Origin of the sequence: Laceyella sacchari, assembly GCF_004343255.1 — a bacterium.
Classification (GTDB): domain Bacteria; phylum Bacillota; class Bacilli; order Thermoactinomycetales; family Thermoactinomycetaceae; genus Laceyella; species Laceyella sacchari.
In genome coordinates, this window is the sequence record NZ_SMDD01000020.1 from 1 (window position 1) to 1326 (window position 1326).

Sequence of the window (1326 nt, forward strand, 5' to 3'; positions counted from 1 at the left end):
GGGTCCGGAGACCCCCGCACGACTTGCATGTATTAGGCATGCCGCCAGCGTTCATCCTGAGCCAGGATCAAACTCTCCGTTAAAGGTTTCACACCGAAGTGTGAAACTGAGGTTTGAGTCTATGCTCAATGAATTGACAGGTCACGTTGTCACTCTTTAGTTTTCAAGGAACGCTTTAATTTCTTGCGCCGCTCTCGCAGCGACGTATTTGATTCTATCATCTTCAATCGATCTTGTCAACAACTTTTTTTGTTGTTATTTATCGATCTTTAGAAGATGTTGTCGCGTTAGCAACGAAATTAACTATACAATGGTTTTTATCACTTGTCAACACCCATAATCACATTTTTTAACGCCGGCTTTCGTTTTATACAGGTAAAACAAACAACCCCTTAGGCCAAGATATCGTCTCGCAGGTGTTAGCTCAGCGTTTCCATCTGGTCCCCATGAAGCCTTGTCATTATTTGTGACTTTTCCCCCTCCATTTTTTCGCCGCTAAGTTTTTAAAAGGAATCACTTTAGGATCATGCCATCCAAATGATTCTCTCCATCGATCAAACACTCAAACATACGCTTGGAAATGTCACTACGTCCCAACGAACAGTCGCTACACCGTGGATGAAGAGTGACCATGTAAAATCAGGTTGCAGCATCAGGCTCCATGGTACTGTCTATAAATACGATCAGCGGAGACGAGCGGCAACAGACAGACAAATGCGACTGTCTAGAAATACAAAATTCTCTAGGGTGTGTCCGGCAAATTAAGTTATGTGCCGAAGAAGCGGCGGAAAAACCTTTCCTCGTAGTTGCCGATGCTACAAGTAAAACGAATGAGAAAATAGTTTTGGAGCCACAGGCCTATTCATCAGGCCCCCCTATAGTCTGTCAGATCGACCAAGTTGTAGAAAAAACGACGGCAATCTGCTTCCTGATGAGTACCACGTCATGAGTGAAAAAAACGGAAAGGAGGTTTTGGAACCGCCGATCATTTATCAGACATGGTCTAACGACATGTCAGCCGTAATGGTGCTGTTAAACAAGCTCCTCTATTCATCATACAAGAAGTGGACATCAGAACATTTCTGGGCTCACCTCAATGTGGCTGAAATCTTTTCTGCTTCCTCGTCCCAAGCAAGAGTGAATTTGTTCCTGAACGACACTGCCCCTTGGCACTGGCAATGCCACATGATGAAGCCACTTACCAATACAAAGCAAAAACCCCACTTCAGAGTGAAGTGGGGTTTGATGGCCTGGCAACGACCTACTCTCCCAGGGCTTAAGCCCAAGTACCATCGGCGCTGGAGGGCTTAACTTCCGTGTTCGGTA

Annotated in this window: 2 rRNA genes; both read right to left on the minus strand. The window is 45.2% G+C overall.

The features are described from left to right. Positions 1 to 83, minus strand: a 16S ribosomal RNA gene (locus EDC32_RS16145); the annotation flags it as partial. A gap of 1165 nt (positions 84 to 1248) precedes the next feature. Continuing rightward, a 5S ribosomal RNA gene (gene rrf / locus EDC32_RS16150) occupies positions 1249 to 1326 on the minus strand; the annotation flags it as partial.